The 1,826-nt window shown below is 80.6% G+C and carries 2 protein-coding genes; one reads left to right on the top strand and one right to left on the bottom strand.

Annotation, left to right across the window (positions count from 1 at the left end; all coding sequences use genetic code 11):
- Positions 1-858, top strand: an 858-nt coding sequence (locus GTQ99_RS22810; RefSeq protein ID WP_205708074.1) for an ATP-binding protein, incomplete at its 5' end; no start/stop codon positions are given.
- Here GTQ99_RS22810 and GTQ99_RS22805 read toward each other — a convergent pair.
- On the bottom strand, positions 855-1,826 hold a 972-nt coding region (locus GTQ99_RS22805), incomplete at its 5' end, for an ANTAR domain-containing protein (protein WP_166617953.1). The two genes, GTQ99_RS22810 and GTQ99_RS22805, sit on opposite strands and share 4 nt — an antisense overlap.

Below are 1,826 nucleotides of genomic sequence, written 5' to 3'. Positions count from 1 at the left end.
GTGCAGCGGGTGTGCGAGCGGGCGGCCCGCGCCGTGCGCGGGGGCGGTCCGCAGGTCGACGACGTCACGGTCCTGGCGGCCCAGCGCCGCCCCGCCCCGCCGCCGCTGCGCCTGGTGGCCCCGGCCGTCCCGAGCGCGCCGCTCGTGCTGCGCCGCGACCTGCGTGCCTGGCTGGAGGGCCTGGGGGTCGAGCCGCGCCAGCGGCAGCTGGTGGAGCTGGCGGCCGGGGAGGCCGTCGTCAACGCCGTCGAGCACGCCTACGGCGGGAGCGGGACGGGGACGGTGCAGCTGTCGGGGCAGCTGGCCGACGACGGCGTGCTGCACCTGGCGGTCAGCGACCGGGGGCGCTGGCGCGAGCCGGCGGCGCTGCCCGGCGACCGCGGTCGCGGCCTGGCGGTGATGGGCGTCGAGGGCGGCCGCGTGCAGGTGGAGGCCACGGACGCGGGCACCACGGTCCGCCTGGCGCGGCGCCTGCACCGGCCGGTCGCCTTCGACGCCGGCGCGCCCGCACCGCCCGCCCCGGCGCGGGAGCCGGACGAGCTGCGCTGGAGCGCCGCGGCGGGCGAGGCGGGGCCGGTGCTGCGGGTCGAGGGGCCGCTGGAGGCCGGCGGTGCGCCGGGGCTGCGCGAGGAGGTCCTGCGGCTGGCCCGGCACGGCTCGCTGCCGGTGACGGTGGAGCTGTCGGCGACCGCCCCGCTGGCGAGCGCCGGCGTGCAGGTGCTCGTCGACGTGCTGGAGCGGCTGGGCCCCGACGGGGTGCGGCTGGTGGCCGCCGACTCCTCCATCGCCGCCGCGGTGCTGGACCTGGCCTCGCTGCCGCGCCGGGACGCCGCCGGCCCCCCGGCCGGCGAGCGCTAGCCGCCCGCGCGGCCGGCGACCCGCCCGGCGTGCTGCTCGTGCTGCTCGGGCTGCACCACCGTCAGCTCCCGCAGCCCCGGGAAGTCCAGCACGGTGGTGGAGCGGCCCAGGACCACGCGCAGCGGCGTGCCGCGCCGGCGCCCGCGGCGATCGGCGCCCACGAGGACGGTCATCCCCGCCGAGCCCAGGTACTCCACGGCGGTCAGGTCGACGACGACCTGGTCGCCGGGGCGGGCGCGCGACTCCACGTCGGCCAGCGCGTCCGCGAAGTCCAGCGCCGTCGCGAGGTCGAGCTCGCCCTCCACGTGCAGCTCCCAGGGCGCGCCGGGGACGGCGGGCTCGCGCCGGCGGGTGCGCAGGGCGGCCCCGCCGCCGGTGGGCACCGGGGGCGCCGCGTCGCCGAGCACGCTGCTCAGCAGGTCGTCGACGGCCGCGCGGGCCTGCGTGCCGCCGGCGAAGGTGCTGTCGGCGGCCGCCGCCGTCAGGCGGGCGGCCAGCTCGGCGAGCTTGACCTGGCTGTGCTGGGAGTACCAGCGCAGCAGGCCGAACGCGGCGTCGGCGTCGATGCCGTAGACGAGCATGAGCATGCCCTTGGCCTGGTCGATGCCCTCGCGGCCCGCGAGGGCGGTGCGCACCTGCTCGGTGGTGCGCTCGCTGACGGCGTGCTCGACCGCGGCGGTGGTGTCCACGACGCTGCCGGTCACCTCGCCGGGGCCGCCGGGACCGCCGTGGACCAGCCACCAGGCGGGCCGGCCGCCCTCGTCGGTGCGCAGCGAGAGGGTGAACGGCCCGCCGTCGGCCGCGCACTGCTCGACCGCCTGCAGCAGCCGCCGGCCGGCCGGCCCGCGGGCGGCGACCTCCTCGCCGGTGGTGGGGAGCGCGGCCCCGGGCTCGCGCTCGCGCGGGGCGCTCCAGCGCCAGCGGCCCGCGCCCACGTCGACGCTGAACGTCCACGGGTGCGGCAGGGG

It is taken from the genome of Kineococcus vitellinus, from assembly GCF_009906315.1.
GTDB lineage: Bacteria > Actinomycetota > Actinomycetes > Actinomycetales > Kineococcaceae > Kineococcus > Kineococcus vitellinus.
The sequence above is the reverse complement of the archived record's forward strand: the minus strand, read 5'-3'. Positions and strand labels throughout refer to the sequence as shown.